Origin of the sequence: Methanosarcina sp. 2.H.T.1A.6, assembly GCF_000979455.1 — an archaeon.
Lineage (GTDB): Archaea > Halobacteriota > Methanosarcinia > Methanosarcinales > Methanosarcinaceae > Methanosarcina.
Map to the genome: position 1 here is coordinate 80909 of NZ_JJOY01000030.1, position 23933 is coordinate 104841.

Annotated in this window: 24 protein-coding genes; 19 read left to right on the forward strand and 5 right to left on the reverse strand. The window is 43.8% G+C overall.

Translation table 11 applies throughout. The annotated features are described in order from the left end of the window. Positions 1–41 precede the first annotated feature (41 nt). The 15 genes from EO98_RS08095 (at position 42) to EO98_RS08150 (ending at position 15508) form a co-directional block, all read left to right on the forward strand. Positions 42–464 carry a nucleoside 2-deoxyribosyltransferase gene (locus EO98_RS08095; protein ID WP_048138340.1) on the forward strand — a complete coding sequence of 141 codons (423 nt, stop codon included), beginning with the start codon at positions 42–44 and terminating at the stop codon, positions 462–464. Between the two features lie 355 nt (positions 465–819). Then, positions 820–987: a hypothetical protein gene (locus EO98_RS18365; RefSeq protein WP_156161068.1), complete on the forward strand. Its 168-nt coding sequence runs from the start codon at positions 820–822 to the stop codon at positions 985–987. Between the two features lie 555 nt (positions 988–1542). Continuing rightward, a complete protein-coding gene (locus tag EO98_RS08105; protein ID WP_048138343.1) occupies positions 1543–1965 on the forward strand; it encodes a GNAT family N-acetyltransferase in 423 nt (140 codons plus the stop codon). 25 nt (positions 1966–1990) lie between these two features. Further along, a complete protein-coding gene (locus tag EO98_RS18370) occupies positions 1991–2152 on the forward strand; it encodes a hypothetical protein (RefSeq protein WP_156161069.1) in 162 nt (53 codons plus the stop codon). A gap of 14 nt (positions 2153–2166) precedes the next feature. Beyond that, the gene (locus tag EO98_RS08110) at positions 2167–3153 is read left to right on the forward strand and encodes a hypothetical protein (RefSeq protein ID WP_048138344.1); all 987 of its coding nucleotides are present in this window, start codon (positions 2167–2169) and stop codon (positions 3151–3153) included. A gap of 316 nt (positions 3154–3469) precedes the next feature. Next, complete coding sequence (locus tag EO98_RS08115; protein ID WP_048138346.1) at positions 3470–5032, forward strand: class I SAM-dependent DNA methyltransferase; 1563 nt, start codon at positions 3470–3472, stop codon at positions 5030–5032. Positions 5033–5208: 176 nt separating this feature from the next. After that, positions 5209–6669: an RNA-binding domain-containing protein gene (locus tag EO98_RS08120; protein WP_048138348.1), complete on the forward strand. Its 1461-nt coding sequence runs from the start codon at positions 5209–5211 to the stop codon at positions 6667–6669. Between the two features lie 116 nt (positions 6670–6785). Further along, complete coding sequence (locus EO98_RS08125; protein WP_048138350.1) at positions 6786–7883, forward strand: hypothetical protein; 1098 nt, start codon at positions 6786–6788, stop codon at positions 7881–7883. A 281-nt stretch (positions 7884–8164) separates the two neighbouring features. Beyond that, a complete protein-coding gene (locus tag EO98_RS08130; RefSeq protein WP_048138352.1) occupies positions 8165–9487 on the forward strand; it encodes a restriction endonuclease subunit S in 1323 nt (440 codons plus the stop codon). A 1-nt stretch (position 9488) separates the two neighbouring features. Then, positions 9489–9908, forward strand: a complete 420-nt coding sequence (locus EO98_RS08135) for a DUF6884 domain-containing protein (RefSeq protein ID WP_048138354.1) — start codon at positions 9489–9491, stop codon at positions 9906–9908. Next, positions 9901–10563, forward strand: a complete 663-nt coding sequence (locus EO98_RS08140; protein WP_048138355.1) for a hypothetical protein — start codon at positions 9901–9903, stop codon at positions 10561–10563. Before EO98_RS08135 ends, EO98_RS08140 begins: the two co-directional genes overlap by 8 nt. Before the next feature lie 347 nt (positions 10564–10910). Continuing rightward, positions 10911–11033, forward strand: a complete 123-nt coding sequence (locus EO98_RS19400) for a hypothetical protein (RefSeq protein WP_255350268.1) — start codon at positions 10911–10913, stop codon at positions 11031–11033. Positions 11034–11183: 150 nt separating this feature from the next. After that, positions 11184–14354 carry a type I restriction endonuclease subunit R gene (locus EO98_RS08145; protein WP_048138357.1) on the forward strand — a complete coding sequence of 1057 codons (3171 nt, stop codon included), beginning with the start codon at positions 11184–11186 and terminating at the stop codon, positions 14352–14354. 434 nt (positions 14355–14788) lie between these two features. Further along, positions 14789–14950, forward strand: a complete 162-nt coding sequence (locus EO98_RS18375) for a hypothetical protein (protein ID WP_156161070.1) — start codon at positions 14789–14791, stop codon at positions 14948–14950. Between the two features lie 99 nt (positions 14951–15049). After that, positions 15050–15508, forward strand: coding sequence for an Hsp20/alpha crystallin family protein (locus tag EO98_RS08150; protein ID WP_048138359.1), 459 nt, complete (start codon positions 15050–15052; stop codon positions 15506–15508). 343 nt (positions 15509–15851) lie between these two features. Here the strand turns inward: EO98_RS08150 and EO98_RS08155 are convergent, their stop codons facing one another. The 3 genes from EO98_RS08155 to EO98_RS08170 form a co-directional block, all read right to left on the reverse strand. Next, positions 15852–17072 (reverse strand): MFS transporter, encoded by a 1221-nt coding sequence (locus tag EO98_RS08155; RefSeq protein ID WP_048138361.1) that lies wholly within the window; start codon positions 17070–17072, stop codon positions 15852–15854. A 180-nt stretch (positions 17073–17252) separates the two neighbouring features. Then, entirely contained in the window at positions 17253–17852 is a 600-nt protein-coding gene (locus EO98_RS08160) for a TIGR00296 family protein (RefSeq protein ID WP_048138363.1), read from the reverse strand. A gap of 394 nt (positions 17853–18246) precedes the next feature. Continuing rightward, positions 18247–19497: a phosphoglycerate kinase gene (locus tag EO98_RS08170; protein WP_048138368.1), complete on the reverse strand. Its 1251-nt coding sequence runs from the start codon at positions 19495–19497 to the stop codon at positions 18247–18249. Positions 19498–19847: 350 nt separating this feature from the next. Here EO98_RS08170 and EO98_RS08175 point away from each other — a divergent pair, with 350 nt between their 5' ends. The 4 genes from EO98_RS08175 to EO98_RS08190 all read left to right on the forward strand — a co-directional run bounded on the left by EO98_RS08175 (position 19848) and on the right by EO98_RS08190 (position 21459). Beyond that, entirely contained in the window at positions 19848–20441 is a 594-nt protein-coding gene (locus EO98_RS08175; protein WP_048138370.1) for a uracil-DNA glycosylase family protein, read from the forward strand. A gap of 222 nt (positions 20442–20663) precedes the next feature. Then, a complete protein-coding gene (locus tag EO98_RS08180) occupies positions 20664–20960 on the forward strand; it encodes an Hsp20/alpha crystallin family protein (protein WP_048132462.1) in 297 nt (98 codons plus the stop codon). Positions 20961–21040: 80 nt separating this feature from the next. Next, a complete protein-coding gene (locus EO98_RS08185) occupies positions 21041–21235 on the forward strand; it encodes a ferredoxin family protein (protein WP_048138371.1) in 195 nt (64 codons plus the stop codon). 29 nt (positions 21236–21264) lie between these two features. Then, complete coding sequence (locus tag EO98_RS08190) at positions 21265–21459, forward strand: ferredoxin family protein (RefSeq protein WP_048138373.1); 195 nt, start codon at positions 21265–21267, stop codon at positions 21457–21459. A 97-nt stretch (positions 21460–21556) separates the two neighbouring features. Here EO98_RS08190 and EO98_RS17475 read toward each other — a convergent pair whose 3' ends face one another. Beyond that, complete coding sequence (locus EO98_RS17475; protein ID WP_052734451.1) at positions 21557–22081, reverse strand: transcriptional regulator; 525 nt, start codon at positions 22079–22081, stop codon at positions 21557–21559. A gap of 176 nt (positions 22082–22257) precedes the next feature. Continuing rightward, positions 22258–23694, reverse strand: a complete 1437-nt coding sequence (locus tag EO98_RS08200; RefSeq protein ID WP_048138456.1) for an S-layer protein domain-containing protein — start codon at positions 23692–23694, stop codon at positions 22258–22260. Positions 23695–23933: the final 239 nt, after the last annotated feature.

Sequence of the window (23933 nt, forward strand, 5' to 3'; positions counted from 1 at the left end):
CATATAAGTGCTGACTTCCGGAGTGACAGGAGGAAAGAAACTTGAGCAAAAAAAAGAGAATATACCTTGCAGGCCCACTCTTCACGCATGCCGAACTCGAATATAACCTGAAATTGAAGGATATGCTGCTCAACAATGGCTTTTCCGTTTTTTTGCCCCAGGAAGACGCAGAAGATGCGGCACATGAGCGCGAAAGACAAAATCAGGAATGTATATTTACGAAATGCGTGGAAGGTGTGGATGCATCAGACCTGGTTGTCGCAGTCCTTGACGGTGTGGATGTGGATTCCGGGACAGCCTGGGAAATAGGTTATGCCTATGCAAAAGGAAAACCTGTTATAGGACTCAGGACTGATTTCAGGGCATTTTCGGACGGAATCGTGAACCTGATGGTGGAAATGGCTATAGTCTCCCTGGCAAAAGATGAAGAAGAACTGTTGAAAGTAACGGAAAAATTCCGATAATTTATTTCTTTTTTATTGTATGTTTATACCGGGTGCACATCTTATTTGTCTTATTTGTCTTATTTGGCTCCCTATTTGTCTCCCCGGTTTACCATTAAAGGTCAGTCCATTTACCGGTTTCTGAAATCATTTCACAAAAAAAGAGAGGGATAAAGCCTGTGAACTGAGTCTTAAAAATAACCTTCAGGTTTACAGATAACTCACAAATAGTCGTTTTTATTTTATATATATTATCTCCCAAATGAGATAAATATTAAAAAAGATTCAACGTCTGTAGCCATAATTTATAATGATTATTAATTTGAAAAATGTATATATGGCAGGCCCGACATATTACGTATAGGAGGTTAAAAAAATGACCTTTCCAAAAGGATACACTTTCACAAAAGTGAAGACATCACACGGGCCTGAGATGTACGTGACCCAGTTTGGAAAACTGGTAAAGGTTGTACCCTGCAGCCCGCAGGTGAAAATATCCGAAAGCTATGCAAGTAACTTGATCAGGCAGATCGAGTCAGATTAAAAGATAAGAATCAAAGATAAGAAATTATCTGAAAAGAAATTATCCGAAAAGAAATTATCCGAAAAGAAATTATCCGACTTTTTCTTTTTGACTCGGACCATTTTCGTGAAAAACCTTTTTCGGCCGAACCACTTTCGGTCCATTCTTTTCTGCATAACTTCTACATAGTGTACCGAGCTTTTTTTCAACACCATCCTGTCCTGAATTCTCCAGTCTGGCACTTATTAAACTGAATAAACTGAACTATCTACGTGGAATCTGTTAACCGTATATTTTTCCAGCGAGCTTATTTCAAAACTACCTCTATCCTTCCATACCAATTTTTTAGAGTGAAGAATTCAAGATCATCAAGCCTAATGGAAAATCTGCGTTAGGTCAAAAACATGAATAATCGGAATTTTGAAATCATCTCAGCAGGAACCTCTTAACCGGAGATGAGGATGTAGCCCTATAAAGTAACACATCGCCAATAGATTCCACCATCCAAGATATAAGGATATAATTTCAATTTTATATCAATAAAATAATCCTAACAAAAGAGAGGAATAGGATAAATTGATCAGAACTTACAGGGAAACAGACCTTGAAGAGATGGTAAGGATCTGGTACGATGCATCCATCATTGCCCATCCCTTTATGCCAGCTTCTTTCTGGGCTTCTTATAAATCCGCAATGAAGGAAAAGTACCTGCCTCTTGCAGAAAATTATGTTTTTGAACGGGAAGGAAAGATTACAGGCTTTATGTCGCTTGCCGGAGAGAGGGTATGTGCCCTCTTCGTAGCTCCCGAAGCGCAGGGGAAAGGAACAGGGAAAGCTCTTCTCGAGCACGCAAAAGCCCTGAAAGGCAGGCTTTCCCTTAAGGCCTACAGGGATAACAAAAAAGCTATCCTCTTTTATGAAAAGAGCGGGCTTAGAGCAGCCGGGGAAGAGGTTGATGAGCATACGGGCTGCTACCAGATTTTGATGGAGTGGGAATAAAGTTCCAATCCGGGGCTTCAAGACTTTGATGTATGAAGGCTTTGATGCATGTTCAGTTTTAAGGGCACTTACTGAACACAATGGGGTGTCACGAAAGAAAAGGAAGGAAGAGAAGAAAGAGAAGAAAGAGAAAAAGGAAGGAAGAGAAGAAAAAAAGAAAGAAGAAAAGAAGGACGGAAAGGAGTAAAGGAGAGAAAGGCCATGAACCATGAAACTGGAGATCGATCCATTAAAGGGGGGGAAGACTCACTTTTCCGGCATCTTGCACCCGATACGCCGGCAGTGAAGAAGATAAAAAGCCTGCAGGGTATAGAGTATGAATACGCCGAGCATATAGGAATAACAGAATATTCGATTGCCAGGCATTTTTGCGAGGCTGACAGAAAAATAAAGGATAAGGATGCAGTATCGGCATTAAAGAATATCAGAAAAAACGACAACAAAGATGTTTCTTTTTTTAAACAGGACCTTGAAAAAGAAATTGTCAAAAACCTGATAGAACTCCTTGAAGAAAAACCAATAACCCACCATGAGTTAAAGCTGGTAATAGACTACATTTTAGAGGTTATCGAGAACAGATCATGGATGGAAGATGAACAGGCATACATAAAGTGGGTAGCTTACGTCATGAACCTATTCACAGAAGAAGAGAATGAAGAGTATGAGAAGAGCATAAAACAGCTTGCTGCTAAACTGGGTTTGTCCGGTAAACACGCGGAACTCATTCTCATGAAAGGGGACGAGGAAGATTATTTCGAATTTGTAGAGGAATATGGAGAAGAAAATGAAGTAGAGGAAAGGGATGAAAGAGAAGAGCTGACCGAAAAAGAGATGATGGCAGAAGTGGAAAGCAGGTTCCTTTCAATGGAAGACCCCGAAAAATTCGATTTCCTGCTGGAAAACGGCCCGGAGTTTTACGAACTTGCAGGACTTTACATCTCCGAACTGTCAGAAAAAGGTGAATTTGGGAGGATTCAGGAAATTTACAGCAAACTCACTGAGAAATACGACGACTTCATTTACCTGTACGTTTTCATGGGAGCAACCTACCTCGAAATGGACCCTGCCCTTGCAAAATCCTATTTTGAACAGGCACTAAGAGCCCTCGATAAACTCAATGACCTTTCGGACTCCACAAAAGAAAGATTAAGAACAAACTTCCTCGCCCTGATCGAGAAAATAAACTGATTACAAACGGATCCGGATTTAAGGACCCGGTATAAACAGGTGAAAAGCCGGATAGCCTTTATCCGAAGATAGCCTTATCCGAAGATATTTTTTATGAGGGCAACTTGCCCGATAAATCTTTTCTCATCAGGAAAATTATGATTCACTGCCTGAAAAGGGGGTCTTTTGTCTAAAAATACAGCAGCGTCTGATAGATCACTGCACTATGTAAACTACAATATGTAAAGCACTGACCACTGCTCATAATCAGCAATTTTATAACAGTTCACGGCTTATCCTGAGCCATCATAAGCCATCATTACAGTGTTGATCATCAATGGCAAAAAACACAGCAAGCTCAAACGGCGCAAACCTCGGTTTTGAAGAAAAACTCTGGCAGACAGCAGATAAGCTCAGAAACAACATGGACGCAGCGGAGTACAAGCACGTCGTACTCGGCCTTATTTTTCTGAAATACATATCGGATGCTTTTGAGGAGATGCATGAAAAATTGCTCTCGGAAGTCGAAGAAGGTGCTGACCCGGAAGACCCGGAAGAATACCTCGCAGAAAACGTCTTCTGGGTGCCTCCCGAAGCCCGCTGGAGCCACCTGAAAAAGAACGCAAAGCAGCCCACGATAGGAAAAATCGTGGACGATGCCATGACCGCAATAGAAAGGGATAATAACACCCTGAAAGGCGTGCTCCCGAAAAACTACGCGCGGGAAGGGCTTGACAAGCAGCGCCTGGGCGAGCTGATCGACCTTGTGGGCACAATCGGCCTCGGTGATAAGGAGAGCCGCAGCAAAGACGTACTCGGCAGGGTCTACGAATATTTCCTCGGCATGTTTGCAGATGCAGAAGGAAAGCGCGGCGGCCAGTTCTACACCCCAAGGAGCATAGTACGGGTCCTTGTCGAGATGATTGAGCCCTACAGAGGCAGGATTTATGACCCCTGCTGCGGCTCGGGAGGGATGTTTGTCCAGAGCGAGAAATTCATTGAAGCCCACGACGGCCGCCTTGAAAACATCTCCGTTTCCGGCCAGGAATCAAACCAGACCACCTGGCGCCTCTGCAAAATGAACCTCGCTATCCGGGGCATAGACAACGACGGAATCAAATGGGGCGACACCTTCCATAATGACCTGCACAAAGACCTGAAAGCCGATTTTATTCTCTCAAACCCGCCTTTCAACGATTCCGACTGGAAAGGCGAACTCCTGGCTGAAGACGCCCGCTGGAAATTCGGAATCCCACCCAGAGGCAACGCCAATTTCGCCTGGGTCCAGCACTACATCCACCACCTCTCCCCGACCGGAATTGCAGGCTTCGTCCTGGCGAACGGCTCAATGTCTTCAAACACCTCCGGCGAAGGCGAGATCCGGAAAAACATCATCGAAGCCGACCTTGTGGACTGCATGATAGCGCTTCCCGGCCAGCTCTTTTACAACACCGCAATCCCGGCCTGCCTCTGGTTCCTTGCCCGCGACAAGCAGAACAGCGGTTTTCGGGACCGGCGCGGGGAAGTCCTTTTTATTGACGCCCGGAACATGGGAGTTTTGCGGGACCGCACCCACCGCGAACTTACAGATGAAGAAGTCCGGAAAATTGCCGACACTTACCACGCCTGGCGAGGGGAAAAAGTCGAAACCATAGAAAGCGGGGAATATGAAGATGTGCCGGGCTTCTGCAAGTCAGCAACCCTTGAAGAGATCAAGAAGCACGATTATATCCTGACCCCTGGCCGTTATGTGGGTTTTGAAGAAGCCGAAGAGGATGACGAGGAGTTTGAAGAGAAAATGGAAAGACTGACTGCTGAACTTTCGGAGCAGTTCAGGAAATCCGGGGAGCTGGAGAAGAAGATTAAGGAGAATCTGGCAGGGCTCGGGTATGAACTCTGAAGAAAGGTTGAAAGAATCCGAGACTCTTGAACTGAAAATCCGATGAAAAAGATTCACAAATGATCTGAAAGGTGGTCAGAAAGGTGGTCAAAAAGGTGGTCAAAAAGGTGGTCAAAAAGGTGGTCAGGAATCCAAAAACAATTGTAAATTTGAATGGAGAGTAGTGAGTAAATTTTATGGACAAGAAAAAGCTGCTGGAAAGGCTGGAAGAACTTGAGTGGGAAGACTTCGAAGTAAAAGAAGCCAGAGATTCCGTTCCAAAGAACAGTTTTGAAACTGTAAGTGCCTTTGCAAATACAAACGGTGGTTGGCTGGTTTTTGGAGTAAAGCAATCAGGAAAGAAATTTGAAATTACTGGCGTTGAGGACGCCGAAAAAATAGAACAGGATTTTACAACTGTTCTGCGTGGTGAGAAGTTCAACCAGAAAAATCAGGTTTCCAGCAGGAGATACAGTATTGAAGGAAAAACGATACTTGCTTTCTATATCCCGGCTTCAGAAAAGAAGCCTGTTTATTTTAATTCGAGGAAAAACACATTTATAAGAACAGGAAGCGGAGACCAGCGGGCAACTGATGCAGAAATTGATGCGCTGTACAGAGACTCCGCTTTTGGGACGAAAGACAGGGAGCTTACGGAATTCACATTTAAAGATCTTGACCCAAAAACGGTAGAGGATTACAAAATATACCTGGGAAACGTAAATCCCGAACACAGGTACAATAAGCTTTCATCCGAAGCCCTGCTTGAAAAACTACAGGCCCTTGTCAACGGCAAGGTAACTGCCGGCGGCCTGCTGATCTTTGGGACTGAAGATAATATCAACCACCTGCTCACCGATTTCAGGATCGATTATCTGGAAATCCTTGGCACTTCTTACTCTGACGCCCCTACACGGTACAGCTACCGCCTCTCGGAAGAAGAAAACCTGTTCCGTTTTTATTTCAGCATTTTCGAGCGCCTGATTAAAAAGATAGAGCTTCCTTTCACCCTCCGCCCGGACGGTTTTGCAACCGACCGCCAGCCCCAGCTTGTAGCCGTCCGGGAAGCTCTGGTAAACCTCCTTATGCATTCCGACTACTTCAGTCCTATGAAGCCCAGAATCCGTGTATTCCTCAACCGGATCGAGTTCATGAACCCCGGTCCCCTCCCAAAAGACCTGGCTTCAATAATGAAGGAAGACTTCACAATGCCCCGGAACCCCACAATCGCCAGGATCTTCCGCGCCATAAAACTCTCCGAAAATGCCGGCTCTGGCTTTGATAAAATGTTTTCCGGCTGGAAAGCCCACTACGGAATGGAGCCAATAGTAACCGGCGGCATTGACTTCTACAAGATAGAGTTCCCCCTGAAAAAAGATGAAACCGAAAAAGAAACAACCAGCAAAGAACCCGAAACCGAGGAGAAAACTAGGGAGAAAACTAGGGAGAAAACTAGGGAGAAAACTAGGGAGAAAACTAGGGAGAAAATCATTTCCTTGATTAAAGAAAAACCTGAAATTACAACAAATGAGATGGCAGAAAAACTGAACATTTCCGTTAAAGGTATTGAATGGCAACTCAGGAATCTGAGAGAACAGGGAATTCTTAAAAGAATGGGTCCTGATAAAGGCGGATACTGGGAAATAATTGGAAAATGAGTGGAAAAAATACCCAAAAGCGCTGGGAAAAAGATTCAGTGAACTAAAAAACAGAGGAGTTCGTTATTTCCGATCATTAGAAATCCATATAAGCCAATAATCAGAGAACGGTGTTTATGAGTCCTGATGAAAACAATCAGTTAGTTGAAGAAGATTTATCCTTGTCCGAATTTCTCGTGCCGGATACTCCGGAAATAAAGGAAATTAAAAGCATTTACGAGAGAGAACACGAGTACAGCGAGTATCTGGGTGAAATCGAATTTTCAATTGCCGACTATTACTACAACGAGAACCGGAAAGTAACGGATAAAGATTTCATAAGGGCACTGAAGAATATAAAGCAGAACCGTGACAAACCAATCAGTTTCTTCGAAAAACCCCTTGAGAAAGAAATTGTAAAAAGCCTGTTCGAACCTCTTGAGGAAAACCCGCTTTACGACCATGAATTCACCCTTGTCCTTGACTATGTTTTGTGGGTCATTGATAACAGGTCCTGGCTGGAAGGCAAACAGGCTTATGTGAAGTGGATTACATACGTGCTTGGCTTTTTATCAGAAAGCGAAGAGAAAAAATACGAAAGCCAGTTCAAAAAATTTGCACGCAAAATGGGCGTTTCAGGGGCTCAGGTTGATATGCTCCTCATGAAAAAAGATGCTGAAGACCTCTTTGAGGATGGAGACCTTTTTGAAGAAGGAAGCTTATTCGAAAACCTGAGCCCGGAAGATATTTTTGGAGAGGACAGGACGGCAGATGACCTTGAAACAGGTTTCTGTTTAATGACCGATGAAGAAAAATTTGATTTTCTGCTGGACAAAGGCCCGGATTATATTGAACTTGTCCAGGATTATATTATGGAACTTGAGGGAAAAGAAAACTTTGATAAAATCCAGGACTTTTACAAAAAGTTCAATGAAAAACACAGAAACTTTCCTCCTCTTCATCTTATAATTGGAACCGCCTATGTTGGTAAAGATCCTGCTCTTGCAAAATCCTATTTTGAGGAAGCTCTAAGGTCCGTACAGGAATCAAAAGAGTTCCCTGAAGAAATAAAAGAGGACTTGAAAAGTCATATAGACCTTCTAACGAGCCTCCTCCTCGAAGAAGCTACTGAGAAAGTAGAGGAAAAAGCAGGTGAAGGCAAAAAAGGCAAAAAGACATGCAAAAGCGGCAAAAAAACACCAAAAAAGGATTCTGAGAGCAAAACCAATGTTTGAAAAATAATTATAGGGGCTTGAAAGGACAACTACCTCAAAAGACTATCCAACAAGCGCCGGAAAAAAGTTCAGTGAACTCAAAAACAGGGGAGCCGTAATAGCTGTCTTTAACGTGTCTTGTCCGCTCGCTTCGCGAGCGGCCTTTCCGATGAAATCACAGAAGAAGAAAAAACAGAACTAAACGCCAGCCTGCCAAAACCGAAGTGTAAAAATCCACCCTGAATAATAAGTTTGGATTCTAATTCCACAAAAGTAATAAAAAATGATATGGGGAAGAGCAATTGGCCTCTGAAACGAAATACAAAGAAGATAGGACAAGGTTAACTCCTGAAAAGATGAATACAAATGTGAACTCAAAACCTTGGCCAGTTGTTGAAGTGCAAAAAGTATGCGATCTAATTGTGGACTGTGTCAACAAAACAGCTCCAACTGTTGACCATATAACTCCCTACAAAATGATTCGTACTACTAACATAAGATCTGGAAAAGCAGATCTTACTGTTTGTCGATATGTTGAAGCGGATACATACGAGAAATGGACTCGGCGTGCAAAAGTCAAGGCTGGTGACGTTTTACTTACACGGGAAGCCCCTCTTGGTGAAGTTGGTTATATTAGCCTCGATGACACTGTATTTCTTGGACAACGCATCATGCAGTACCGAGCAAACCCAAAAGTTTTGGATTATCGATATCTTCACTATGTATTTTTGTCTCCAGCCTTACGTTACCAATTTGGGGTGCATGAAGGCTCGGGTTCAGTTGTCAGCCACATAAGAGTTGGCGACTGCTACAAATTTAAGATACCACTGCCGCCACTAAAAGAACAAACTGTTATCGCTAACATTCTCGGAACTTTGGACGACAAAATCGACCTCAACAACCAGATGAACTCCACCCTCGAACAAATCGCCCAAACCCTCTTCAAACGCTGGTTCATCGATTTCGAGTTCCCGGATGAAAATGAAAACCCTTACAAATCAAGCGGCGGCAGGATGGTTGATTCGGAATTGGGGGAGATTCCGGAGGGGTGGGAAGTAAAGAAACTTGAGGACATCGCTGCCATTAATGAAGGTAGTATCAAGAAAGACTATCTTTACGAAGAAATACTTTACGTTGATATCTCTTCTGTAGATAAGGGAAAGTTGTTAGAAACGACAAAGTATGATATTGAAAAAGCACCAAGCAGAGCAAGAAGAATCGTAAAAAATGGAGATATAATCTGGTCTATGGTTAGACCTAACAGAAGATCCTTTTTGCTAATACTTGATCCACAAAAAAATCTTGTTGTTTCAACTGGATTTGCGGTCATATCACCTAAAGTTGTTCCTTATCCATATCTGTACCTTTGGTTAACAACAGACTCTTTTGTGAGTTATTTGAGTTTATCTGCTGATGGAAGTGCCTATCCCGCAGTTACAGCAGAACGGTTCAAGGAAGCGAAAGTATTGGTGCCAAAGCAGACAATACTAAAGGAATTTGATAAAATAACATCATCGTTACTCATAAAAAAAGACTTAAATTCAAAGGAATCATTAAACCTATCAAAAATAAGAGACTTTCTTCTTCCAAAACTCATGTCAGGAAAAATTAGGGTTGAGTGCTGAAATGTCAAAAATTGTTTTGATATCTTGCGTGAGTAAAAAATTACCCTATAAAACAAAGGCGAAAGATCTGTACGTTAGTCCTCTTTTCAAATACAACCTTAAATATGCAAAATCTTTGAACCCTGACAAAATCCTCGTTCTTTCTGCAAAATATGGTCTGGTAGATCTGGAAAGGGAAATTGAGCCTTATGATAAAACATTGAACAATATGCCATCTAAAGAGATCAAAAAATGGGCGGATTGCGTAATAGGTCAAATAAAAAAGGAAGCAAATCCGGAAGAGGATGAATTCATTTTCCTTGCAGGTGAGAAATACAGAAAATATTTGCTGCCTCATATTTCAAAATATCAAATCCCTCTTGAGGGACTGAAAATCGGGGAACAGCTACAGTACCTTAAAATGAGATGTTCAAATGAGTGAAAAATGCAAGCAACTGCATCAATGGTTCAATAATCTGGAAAGGATAAATTTTCCGTTTGATGAGAGGAAAATTCCTCGCAATGGAATCTATATTTTGTTTGAAAAAGGAGAAACTGCCCACGGCATGGACAGAATCGTCCGCATAGGGACTCATACTGGTAAAAACCAGTTAAGATCAAGGTTAAAACAACATTTCATTAAAGAAAACAAGGATCGGAGCATTTTCAGGAAAAATATAGGGCGAGCTTTACTGAACAGAGATAAAGACCCTTTTCTGGATCAGTGGGAAATAGATTTGACCAGCAGGAAGAAAAAAGAAATATATTCTGCCTTGATTGACTTTGAGAAACAAAAAGAAGTAGAAAAGGGAGTAAGCCAGTATATCCAGGCAAATATCAGCTTTGTCGTATTTGAAGTAGAATCTCAGGAAAAAAGGCTTGAACTCGAATCAAAAATAATCTCTACAATTTCTCTGTGTGATGAATGCTGCCCTTCATCTGACTGGCTGGGTTTGTTTTCCCCAAAAGAAAAAATACGAAAGAGTGGACTCTGGTTGGTAAATGGGTTATTCAAAGAGCCTTTGTCTGATGAGGATATGCGACTAATCAAAATTTCGCTGGCTCACCCCACTTCAATCAATGATGTATTTGACTGAAATAAAAAACGTAAGGCTTCAAGCTCGTGAAATGAATCCATTAAATTTTAAATTCAGTTCCTTGCGTAAAGAACCTCAATTTATTTTTCTTCTTTTGTGATTTCACGGAAAGGCCGCTCTTCGAGCGTGACAAAAACGACCCTGTATAGCTAATACGGTTTCCCAGTTTTCCAAAAAACTTTTCTTCAAAGCTGCCTGCCAGATTTATTCCAAATAAATTTTTTTTGCCGGCTCCGATTTATTCAATGAGTTTTTGAAAGCGGTAGACTGCACCGCTGACAAAAAAATATATTAAAACGGATATGAGCAGGTTAATTTGCTACAAAAATATTTATTGAGTAGTCCTCTTGAGCGAAGCGAAAAGGACCTCGTACTGTTGCGATTACATCGCAACTCCCAGAAAATCTCCGATTTTCTGTGATCCCGACGCGAAACTCGGGTGGCACAACGAAATAGCTACACTTAAATAAATTTACCGGAATACACAATTATAATTTTTAGACTTGTGTTTTAAAGACAGAGTCTCTCTTTTAAGCAAAAAACTGCCCTGATAAAGAAAAAATCAGACAAAAAGGCAAAACCCGAAAAACCAGACAAAAAAGACAAAACAGAAAGGAGAAATGTCTATTCCCACCATCATTCCCGAATCTGAAGTAGAAGCCGCAGCCCTTGAAATCCTCTCAGAACTCGGCTACGATTACCTTTACGGCCCGGACATTGCGCCCGAAACGGAAGATGCCGAAAGGGGGGACTTCGGGACCGTTGTGCTTCCTTTCCGGCTCAGGGCTGCAGTTGACAGGCTGAACCCGAAAATCCCGGCAGAAGCCAGGGAAGAGGCAGTAAAAAAGGTGCTTCGGGAAGAGAGTCAGGACCTCGTACACAACAACCGGGCTTTTCACAATATGCTGGTAAATGGGGTTGATGTTGAGTTTCAGGGCCAGGATGGGGAAACCGTCTATGACAAAGTCTGGCTTTTTGACTTTGGGAAACCTCTGGAAAATGAGTTTCTTGCAGTTAACCAGTTTACCATTATAGAAGACGGGAACAACAGGCGGCCTGACATCATACTCTTTGTTAACGGGCTGCCGCTTGTGGTTGTCGAGTTAAAGAAGCCGGACGAGGATAACGGGTTTGAAGATGAGGAAATTATCTGGGATGCTTACAAGCAGTTCCAGACCTACAAAAAAGAAATTCCAGCGCTTTTCCGGTACAATTCATTCCTGCTGATCAGTGACGGGCAGGACGCTATGGCAGGGACGCTCACTTCGAACCGGGAGTGGTTCGTGCCCTGGAAAACGGTTGACGGGGAAAAGGTTGCGGATTTTAAGGTACCGCCAATGGAGGTCCTGCTCCGGGGGATGTGCAGGCCGGAAATTCTCCTTGACCTTATCAGGCACTTTATTGTTTTTGAAGACGACCGGGGGAGGATAATCAAGAAACTTGCCCGGTATCACCAGTACCATGCAGTTAACAGGGCTGTGGAGAAGACGAAACTTGCTTCCAGGCCTGAAGGGGATAGGAAATGCGGGGTTGTCTGGCATACGCAGGGGTCGGGAAAGAGCCTTTCAATGGTCTTTTACACGGGAAAACTGGCACTTGAACTCGACAACCCGACCATTGTAGTGATCACGGACAGAAACGACCTTGACGGGCAGCTCTTTGATAACTTTGCCCGCTGCAGCGAAATCCTGCGCCAGCAGCCTGTACAGGCGGAAAACAGGGCGCACCTCCGGGAACTCCTCGCAGTTGCCTCGGGCGGGATTGTGTTTACGACGATCCAGAAGTTCTCACCCGAAGATGAAGAGGACCAGTTTCCGACCCTTTCGGAAAGGAGAAATATCATTGTAATTGCTGACGAAGCTCACCGCAGCCAGTACGGGTTTGATGCAAAATTTCGGGAAAGGGTTGTGGAAGATGAAAAGGTTGCGGAAATCTCCTACGGCTTTGCAAAGCATATGAGAGATGCCCTTCCAAATGCTTCTTTCATCGGGTTTACCGGCACACCCATCGAACTCGATGACCGGAGCACACCTGCGGTCTTTGGAGACTATATCGACATTTACGATATTGAGCAGGCTGTAAACGATGGAGTGACGGTGCGCATCTTCTACGAGAGCCGCCTCTCAAAGCTTGACCTGGTAAAAGAGGCAAGAGAGACTCTGGATACGGAGTTCTCAAAAATAACCGACGACAGGGATTCATACGAAGCCGAAAAGCTCAAGTCTCGCTGGTCTCGGCTCGAAGTCGTGGTCGGAAGTGAAGATAACCTGAAAAAACTTGCATCCGACATTGTCTTCCATTTTGAAAAAAGGCTTGAAGATGCCATGGACGGAAAAGGCATGATCGTCTGCATGAGCAGGCGGATCTGTGCCGATCTCTATAACGAAATAACCGCCCTCAGGCCGGAATGGCATAATGAGGATGACCTCAAAGGCGAAATAAAAGTGATCATTACCGGCAGTGCCGCAGATGACGAAATTCTGCAACCGCATATCCGGAACAAGAGCCGCAGAACCAAGATCCGGGACAGGATGCAGGACCCGGCTGATTCCCTGAAGCTCGTCATTGTCTGCGATATGTGGCTTACAGGTTTTGACGCTCCCTGCCTTCACACCATGTATTTCCTGAAATGGCTGCAGGGGCACAACCTCATGCAGGCAATAGCCCGCGTAAACCGTGTTTTCAGGGACAAACCGGGAGGGCTTATAGTTGACTACGTGGGGCTCCTTTACGATCTCAAGTACGCCATGGCAAACTATACTCGAAGCGGAGGCCGGGGCAGTCCTGCGGACTACAAGGACGAAGCCGTTGAGCTGATGCTCGAAAAATACGAAATCGTACAGGATATGTTCTACGGCTTTGATTACATGCGCATCTTTTCAGCATCCCCGAAAGAAAAACTTACAATCGTAAGGGAAGGCGCGGATTTCATAATTTCACAGGGCCGGACGGAAGATGAAAGGACGCAGGAGAAAAAGCGCTTTATCCAGCACGTAACCGAACTTTCCAAAGCCTTCGCCCTCTCAGTCCCACACCTGGATGCAGACCGGATAAGGGATGAACTTGCATATTTCCAGGCTGTAAGATCCATTCTTGTAAAGGTGGACAGAAAACCTGCAAAATCAAAGTATGAAATGAATTCGGCAATAAAAGAGCTTGTCTCAAAATCGATTGCAAATGAAGAAATCATCGATGTCTTTGACGCAGTTGGGATAAAAAGGCCTGATATCTCGATACTTTCTGAGGATTTCCTCACCGAAGTTAGAGACCTGCCACAAAAGAACCTTGCTTATGAAGTCCTGAAAAAACTGCTTTACGACGAAATCAAAATACGGTCACGCAGAAACCTGATTCAGGGGAAGTCTTTTGCCGAAATGCTTGAACGGGCAATCAACGAATACAAAAACAGGGGCATTGATACAGTTCAGGTCATAGAAGAACTCCTCGACCTGGCAAAAAAGATTAGTGAAGCCGACAAAAGAGGCGAAGAAGCTGGCCTCAGCGAAGAGGAGATCGCATTTTATGACGCACTTGCAGACAACGAAAGCGCTGTGGATGTCCTGGGAAATGAGACATTAAAGCTCATGGCTGCAGAACTGGTAAAAATCATCAGGCAAAACGCAGGTGTTGACTGGACCCTCCGAAAAAACATCCAGGCAAAGATGAAAGTCAGTGTAAAACGGCTGTTAAAAAAGTACGGCTATCCCCCGGACATGCAGAAACTCGCTACTGAAAATATCCTCAAACAGGCTGAACTGATTTGCAGGGATGCGGGTGTTTCGGCAGCATAAATTCATATTTAACTTTTTTGCATAAACTCAGTTTCTTTAGTGCAGACTTCGTTTTTAATTCCTCCATCTTTACGGGGTGAATTTATTATCTGAATTCCAGGGTTCTGCGCCGCACGAAAAAGCTCTTTCTGCCTGTAAATTCTACGATTTTCCTGAAAAATATCCTGCTTTGAGAAGACTGAAAGCAGGCAAGGGAACGAAAAATATAAATATGATGATTACTAACTAAAGGATAGTAACTGAGTAATAATACCCACTCTACAGTAACTTCAACATATTAACTGCAGAATGAGACTACCAGTTACCCTCTCAAAGACCTGTAAAAGCAAAGACCTGCGAACAGACAAAAGGTGAACAGTATCACCTAAAAACGGCTTTATTTCCTCCGCGAGAAAGAGGATGAGAACCTGAAACTCTCATCTATCCTGAGAGACATGGACAGAGCGAACAAAACAAAAACTCCACTCTCAAATTTCCACCCCTGGCAGGGTTTCCACGTCTTTCAGGCAGCTTCCTGCGAAGAAAGGATAGGAACTGTTCAACACCTCCAGAACCACTTACAGATCAAGCTGAAGGTCATCAGCCAACTGAAATAAGATATAAATAAGAAATACACAACCCAGGGAAATCCGAAAAGAAACCAGCAGAACTGGGATCTGAAGATAACCTGGAGTCAAGTAAGGAGGAATTTGTACATGAAACTGCCAGTAAAGAGACCATCCCGTGACGTTTACAGCTGGGACCCGTTTGATGAGCTTAGAAGAATGCAGGAACATATGGAACAGATGTTAAGAACATTTCCTGCACTGGAAAACAGATACGTAAGCGAGACCTTATCCCCACTGACCGATGTGGCAGAAGAAGATGACAGGGTAATTGTTACAACAGACCTGCCGGGCACTGACAGAGAAAATGTCGAGCTGAGCCTGAGGGATAACTTCCTTGTAATCAGTGCAGCGAAAGGGAAAGAAGAGGAAACAGAAAAAGAAGGCTACCTCAGAAAAGAGCGGTCTTTCATGCGCTACTACCGTGAAATTCCTCTTCCGGAAGGCGTAACCGAAGAAGGGGCAACTGCTCAGCTCAAAAACGGCGTCTTAACAGTTACCCTGCCAAAAACAAAATCCGTGACCGGAAGAAGAATTCAGATTGAATAAACCTCAGATTGAATAAACCGGTAAAACGGATTCTGTTCAGAGCTGCCATATCCTGAAGTTAGCCTGAAAAACTAAAAAAGGTAACCTCCATCTTTCAAAACTGTCTATAAGAAAGAACCTGCGGGCGAACTGATGCATCCAACTCGGTTCATATTAAGCCTGCAGGTTCCATAAAAACGAAAAATTAAGAATCGTCCATAAGTTAAAAATCAGCCTTTTTTAAAACTGTGTCAAACTGTGTCAAACTGTGTCAAACTGTGTCAAACTGTGTTAAACTGTTTCTAAAACTTTATTCAAACAATTATTTAAATAACCCCGAATTTTTATCCGGGGTGTCCTTCTTTTACAGGTTCTTTGCAGGCTCTTCTACTTTTTTGATTACCAAAAAGCCAGCCAGGAGCATAAGCAGGGCGCAGGCGTAAAAGGGTGTTACAAAAGTCACATATCCTGCAAGGAAGCCTCCGAAGATAGGGCCAAAAGCCATTCCTGCTGCTTGGGCAGTTGTGATTATGCTGAGCCTTGAGCTTAAAGAAGAGCCGTCCGAGAGATCGGCTGCAAGCGCCATTGCAGGCGTATCTATTGAGGCTACAAGCAGCCCCTGAAAAGCCCTGAAAAAGATGAGCTGGTTTATGCTTGTGATATAGCCCATGCCGACAACCAGCGGGACGCTCAGGAAAAGGCCGCCAACTATCAATTTTTTCCTGCCTATCCTGTCCGAGAGGCTGCCGAGAGGAGCCTGGAAAAGCAGCCTTGCGAAAATGTAAGCTGAGACCGCAACTCCCAGGGAAAGCTCGGACGCTTCAAGCCTTATCTCGTATTCCGGGATAAGGGCAACTACCATCATTATCCCAACCATCATCATTAGCATGGCACCTGCAAGAGAATAAACTGAAGCGTAACTTTTTTTGCAGCTTTTGTTTTCAGAAACCGGCACATGAGAGCCTCTGGTTTCTTTTACGAAAAAGGTCACAAGAACCAGGCTTACCACTCCGAGCAGGGCACAGGAGTAAAATCCGGCATCAAAACCCCAGTATCTGGCTATTGCTCCCCCAACAACAGGCCCGAGCCCGAAGCCGACCCCTCTGATAGTTGTATAGACTCCTACGGCTTTTCCCCGGGTCTCAGAGGTCGAGATATGCGTAACCATTGCGATAACCGCAGGTATGGTCGCCCCTACAGTAATCCCCTGCAGCAGCCGGATAAAGAGCAATTGCTCATAGCTTGTTACCTGCGAGTAAAAGAAAGAAAAGAAGGTATACCCTATCAGCCCGAAGAGGATGAAAGGCCTCCTGCAGTTAAGCCTGTCCGAGAGCCTGCCCATAAGGGGCTGCGTAAGGGCGCTGAAAAGCCCGAAAACCGTCATTACAAGCCCTGCCCTGGCAACAAGGGGAAGCCCGGAAAAAAAGGATACCCCAAGGTCAGAGATATATAAAGGAATCAGAGCAACCAGCATCCCGGACCCCAGGTCTTCGCAGAACCTGGACAGAGAGAGAACATAGAGCTCAGGATTAATATTACCGGAACATCCCGGAAACGAATTTTTCTGCAGGTTACAGGTATTCATGTTTGCTCAACTTAACTTAAAAGTGAGTTATATCCAAAAAATAAAAAAGATCTTACAATATAAAACGATATTGAAATCGTTTTACTCGAACGTGATAAAGAAAATCTGAAAATGAGTGGTAAATAACAGTGGACAACCAGCCTTGTATGGGTCTCAAAAATGAGGAGGCTCTCAGAAGCCTCAAAACTTCTCCTCTATGACTTCGCCTCCTGGCTCCGTTTCCTTGAAGATCTGCCCCTCGAAACGATATACCTCTGCTCCTTTAACCCAGGCATCCGGAGAAAGACCGGCTTTCATGCAGGTATGGCTCAGGAAGTCGATAGGATCCATATTGTTCTCAGGAGCGACCTGAGGAAGCAGCAGCCCCTGATAGTAGCCCTGTTTCACGATGAGCCCGTGCTTGCCGATCTCCACATTATCCGGGAGTTCCTTTGGAGCTACATTGATCTTTTCAGGTTGAGTCAGTATCGTAACCTCAACGACTATGCTGTCCAGCTCCTCCTTCTCGACCGGGGGAAAGCGCGGGTCCCGGGTTGCCGCAGAGACTGCGGAGTCCAGAATTGCTTCCTTAAGGCTTGAGTCAGGATAAGGATGGCCTATACAGCCCCTTAAAAGCCCATCTTCCGTCAGTGTGACAAAAACGCCCCTATTCTCCCCAAAGACCGGAGAAAGATCAATGCCTGACTCCTGCGGCCCGGGAAGCCTGCCCTCCGATAAAAATGTTTCAATTGATTTTCTTGCAAGCTTGACTGCGGCCCTACCTTCTGTTTCTGTAAGCATGCTTGAACCAACACCTGTAAACTGCGTTTAACCTGTTAATTATGCGTTTAAGCTGTAAATACCAGCCAATTAAGCTGTGAATATCAGCCAGTACTCTCAACCACTGGTTAGTATGATGGTATGTATGGAAGCTGGTATAACAATATGTTATTGAAGCTGGTTAAAGTACATTTCCGGTACTGTATGAAGTCTTGAAAAGGGAAAGAGAATGAAAAAAGGATTGGAAAAGAAATAGAAAAAAGAGGAAAAAAGACTGGAAAAAGAAATTGAAAAAAGATGGAAAAATAAAAAAAGATTTGGAAAATAATTAATGAAAAGAAAAATCAGAAAATCCCGGCAGAAAATGACAGACAAAAATCCTTTCTTACTGCCGGAACTCGCAGGAAACAAAACCTTAAAGATTTTTAGCTTCCTGATATTTATTGTAGGCAGCCTTCAGAGCCTCGACTCCGGGCAGCTTTTCCCCCGCAAGGTAATCAATACAGGCTCCACCACCTGTGCTGATATGTGAGAAGCGGTGTTCCAGACCAAGGTGTGAAACCTCAACCGAGATGTGTCCGCCACCAATGATTGAGAAATCGGATTTAACAGCAGCTTTTATAATTTCATGGGTCCCGAGGGCAAAAGTATCGACCTCGGAAACTCCTGCAGGGCCATTTAAGACAACGGTTTTGGCGTTCTGAATTTCATTTGTGAACTCCACAATAGTTTCGAGCCCTATATCGTTAATAGGCAGAGAATTGGAGTTAAGCTCAGAGATATGAACTTCGACGCGTTTCTTGTCATCGTTTAAGGCTACATCCTTCGGAAGGCCAATCCGGCCTTCGAACTTCGCAAGCAAGCCTCTCGCCTTTTCAATCTGGTCTTCATAGCCCTGAGATATGATGAAATCCATATTTGCTTTTCCAATGTTTACTCCCGAGGCAGCAAGACCAACATTTGCAACCACTCCGGTAAGAAGCACTCTGTCAGCCCCTCCATTTGTGAGGACGTTTTCAGTCACTCTAAGGGAGTCGTCCACCTTTGCCCCACCCAGCACGAAAATGCTTGGCCGTTCCCCTCCTTTGACCCCTCTGTCAAGAGACGTGAGTTCTTTTTCCATTACTCTGCCAGCTCCCGATGGAAGGACCTCGGTAAATCCGACAACAGAGAGATGGGACCTGTGGGATACTGCAAATGCATCATTCAGGAAAATATCGACAAAAGGTGACAGTTTTTTAACCATATAGGTATTGGCCTGTTCTTCGGTCGTTCTTTCAAGACTTTCTTCCGAATAAAACCGGACGTTTTCGAGCATGATAACGTCCCCATTTTCCATAGAGGCAATCTGGGTTTTTGCAAATGTCCCGAAAATGTCATCCACGTAAGTAACTTGCCTGCCAAGATATCTGGACAGCAGGTGAGCGTGAGGTTTCATCGTAGTGAAATCTTTTTTTCCGGGCCTGCTCTGGTGCGCAAGCAGAACAACTTTTGCACTTTCAAGGTCTTTCAAGGTCGCAATATGGCTCCGGATCCTCATATCATCCAGAATGTGGCCCTGGGTGTCCATAGGAGAGTTCATGTCGACCCTTACAAGAATCGTCTTTCCGCTTATGTCAAAATCATCGATCGTAAGAAAGTTTCTGGAAGTCATTACCCTCAGCACACCTTTGTAAACAAAATTTTATATAGATAGGAGAATAAAACTTAAAATATAATATTGTAGAAAATTTTATTCATTCAGTATTGGTTATCTTTGTCATGGAATTTTTTCCATAAATAAGTTTGTTCCCGTTCACGCCTCAAGAGATGTGTCTCAAGAGATGGGCCCCAAGAGATGTATCACTAATTTTATATGAAAAACAAGAAAAAAGGCAATTAATTCAAGAGAAAAAAACAATTATTACCAGAGGAAAAGGCAGCTAACACCGGAAGAAAAAAGCTATTGATTAAGTACCGGTTTCAGGAAAAAACTGTACTCTCAGGATAACAGGAAAATACGAAGGAGACAAAGTTATGGCAGTAGAGGAAGAAGACTGTGGGAATTTTGAAGAGAGGGTTCGAAAACTGGTGGAAGCCGGGTATGCCGCTATTGGCAGGGAAATAACCGCCTGTACACGATGCCAGCTCCATAAAAATGCAATCAAAAGAGTAATAGGAAAGGGGTCCTGCAATCCGAAAGTACTCTTCATAGGAGAGGCACCGGGAAAAAACGAGAATGAAACAGGGATTCCATTCTGCGGAAGGGCAGGAAAAAAGCTGGATAAAATGATAGAATACATGGGGCTTACTGAAACGGACTGGACGGTGGTAAATACTGTCAAATGCCGCCCTCCGGAAAACAGAAACCCAACGGCGAGTGAAATAGAATGCTGCAAACCCTTCCTTGCTGCCCAGATAACCCTGCTTGACCCCGAGATCATAATTCTCCTCGGCAACACAGCTGAGAAGTCCTACTGCCCCGAAAGAAAACTGGAATGGGGGGTCCCTGTAGAACACGAAGGAAGAATGATCCTGAAACTCTACCACCCTGCAGCGCTGATTTACACGGCTTCGAAAATAGAAGTTCAGAGGGCTTTTATAGATAAAAACAGGGATATGTGGCAGTAAAAAAGACAGAAACTTACGAATATCCAGTCAGGGAAAACAGCCAGGGAAAACAGCCAGAGAAAACGGCCAGGGAAAACGGCCAGGGAAAACGGCCCTCGGAGAAATAATTAAGAATTGGGCTTCAGGAAACTGAGGTGCCATTTTTTAATTCATAAATTATAAATAAAACGATCCAGCTATTATTATTTGGACTTTTTATATAATACATCAGGAGGGGGAAGTATGTCAATGGTGAAAATGTCACCGGATGTGTTTTCATGTTCAGATGACCAGGGAAACCTGGACATCGAAATTGATCTGCCGGGAGTCAAGAAAGAGAGCATCGAATTGAAGATGGTTGAGGACGGCTTTTTCATAAGAGCAAAAAGAGAAGAGACCGGAGTTGAATACGCCGGAACTTACGCATTCTGCTGCGGGATTGTCCCTGAAAAAGCTGTTGCAAAGTATCTTAACGGCAAACTGTATGTGACAGTACCTTATAGGGAAGCCGTAGAAACAGTAGATATCAAAATTCAGTGAAAAACTGAAGAGTAATAAGGTTAACGCCAGCACTGGAAGTTGAAATGCCTTATTTCAGGGACTGATAAGATGGAGGAAAGATGTATCCAGTAATTGATTATAACAAATGTACCGGAGCTCTTGCTTGCTATGAAGTTTGTCCTGCGGAAGTTTTTGATATTGAAATGATAGATGAAGTAAAAAAGGCAGTAGTAGCCAGCAAGGAAAATTGCATAGAGTGCGAGCAGTGTGTGGAAGCCTGTCCGGAAGATGCTATCGAACTTGTTGAGGGCTGAGTTCAAATCCCAAAAAGGTGGTGAAAAGAGTGTATCCCAGAATTGACTACGACAAATGTGTAGGCTCACTCGAATGCTATGATGTCTGCCCTGTGGACGTGTTTGATGCAAAAGAGACAGAAGAAGGAAAAAGAGCAGTAGTGGCACGTCCTGAGGACTGCATAGAGTGCGAGCAGTGCATACAGGTCTGCCCTACCGACGCAATAGAGCTGGTAGAGGATTAAAAAGTTTGGGGAAGTAAGACCCAATTAAAACGGTTCCATTTACCATGTGCTTGTCAGGGCCCGGATGCTCATAATCGCCAGGAACCGGATGCAAGTTTCAATCCTGGTCATGGGCCTCCTTTACAGGGAAAAGCACGGCATAGCGAGCATAGGCCGGGAGAGCTTCCTGATCATTGTGCTTTTTGTCGGAGGATACGCGCTCCTCATTTATTCCTGAGCCCTCAGAAAGGGCAACTGCCTGGCCAAAAAGATTTGCCCGGCAGTTTTCCAGAGTTTTTTCCAGACTATCCAGGACGAAAGGGTCGCGATCTCTATTTGCCCGGGGTACCAGCAAAACCGGCTGCTCCGCCGGGGCATAGATTTTAACTTCACGGCCTTTACAGCTCCATTTTACCTGCCTGACCTTTATCAGGCCAACCTTTTCCAGCACGGCAAGGTTGTATGTCAGTGTATTCAGGCGGAGCCCAAGCTCTGATGCAAGTTCACCTGCAGACATCTGTTTTTTCTGAAGCTGTTTAAGGATTTGCATAGGAAGGGTCCTTGAAAGAGTCCTTGCAAGCAGAGACACCTCGTCCGGCAGCGACAGGACAGGTACGGGAACTAAATCCTCAGTTATCTCCAAACCTTTCGACCTCCTTTCCAGTTCCCTGAAGCAAATAACTCAAAAACCAAAGAACTCAAGAGCATTATAATCTCCTTATTCTTATTCCTTCTCTTATTTCCCGACTTATTATGGAGCTTCAGGCCCTCACAGATCTCCCAGAGCCCGAACATCTGCAACCCTTACAATTAAAATGTTCATTTGTTTTTCATAGTGATGGATCTCCAAAAGTTCCGGTACCATGAAATGGGCGATACTGTACTTTTGTCAGTGAACTTAACCAGTCCCTTTTCCGGAGAGGGGGATGCAGAGAAATCAGCAACTGAAGCATTATCAGCAACTGAAGCATTATCAGCAACTGAAGCATTCTTGAAAACAAGACCTCCGAGGTTAGATTCGTCTACTCCGCTGAGGATTTGTTCAAGTGTAAACTCTCCGAATTTATCTCCGATATTGAGGGTTCTGGCATTTGCATAATCAATAAGCCAGATCCCATCAATCTGGACGATGCTGATTTCTGCACCCACGAATAACTGTTTGACATGGACTTTCATGACAACAACATTGTTTTCACCCTGAACATTGTCAAGGGTAATAGTCCATGTCTGGTTTTCATCAGTATCGATTGAGACCGTTTTATTTGCAACATGTTGTCCGCCCCTGGTGAGTTCAAGCCAGACTTTCTCGGAGTCAATATCGATTTCGCGGACCTCAAGAGCGTAACCATTGCCAAGGTCGACATTTTCGCCGGGTTTGAGAGTGTTCGTTTCATTACTGTCAAGAACCAAACTGGCAAGCTTATTCACGTGAGAGTCCCAGATGTTTCCGTTAGTGCTAAACAGCGGAACATATTCTTCTCCAAATAAATCGATTACTGGGTACTGTTCATTGGACCAGTTATTGCATTCATAATTGGTTCCGACAACACTACAGATTGCGGAAGATTCTGTAGTAGATTCTGTAGTATTTTCAAAAACAAGACTACCCAGGTTAGATGCATCGACTCCGCGGACGATTTTCTCAAGTGTGAATCCTCCGAATTTATCCCCGACATTGAGAGTTATAGCATTTGCATAATCAATAAGCCATATGCCGTCGATTCTAACGATGCAGTCTTCCGCACCCACGAATATGTTGTTGACATAGACTTTCATGACAACCACGTTGTTTTCACCCTGGACGTTGTCAAGGTTAACAGTCCATGTCTTATTGTCATCAGTACTGACTGAGACTATTTGGTCAGTGATGTATTGCCCGTTTCTGGTTAATTCAAGCCAGACCTCCACATCATCAATATTGATCTGCTTGACTTTGAGCACGTAACCGTGACCAAGGTCAACATTTTCTCCAGGTTTGAGGGTGTGCGTTTCATTACTGTCAAGAACCAATTTGGCAAGCTTGTTAACATGCACGTCCCAGACATCATCATTATTGGAGAACAGCGGGACATATTCGTCTCCAAATAAATCAATTACTGGATACTGTTCATCGGACCAGCTATCGCATTCATAACTGGTGCCGACAACGTTACAAATGCTGATTCTACTGCTATTGTCTGCTGCACTTGCAGTGCCTGCTGCAACTGCAATTAAGACAGCAAGAGCAGCCAGTGAAACTGCTATATATTTCTTCATTTTGTTCATTCCTCCGTATTATTTACAAAACATTTCAGATTTTGTTGGGATTTTCAAATATCTAGCATGGCTTCCGCTAACAGTTGACTGCTAACGATCAAAAACCTGGAATTTTTAAGTTATCTCTCCAGAACCCCAAACTTTTGGAAATATTGCTAGACTAATATAAACGTGAAGTAAGGAAACTGTTTGCCTTTTTCTTTATATTCAATGGTATTTGATGTGTATTTGATGTGTAT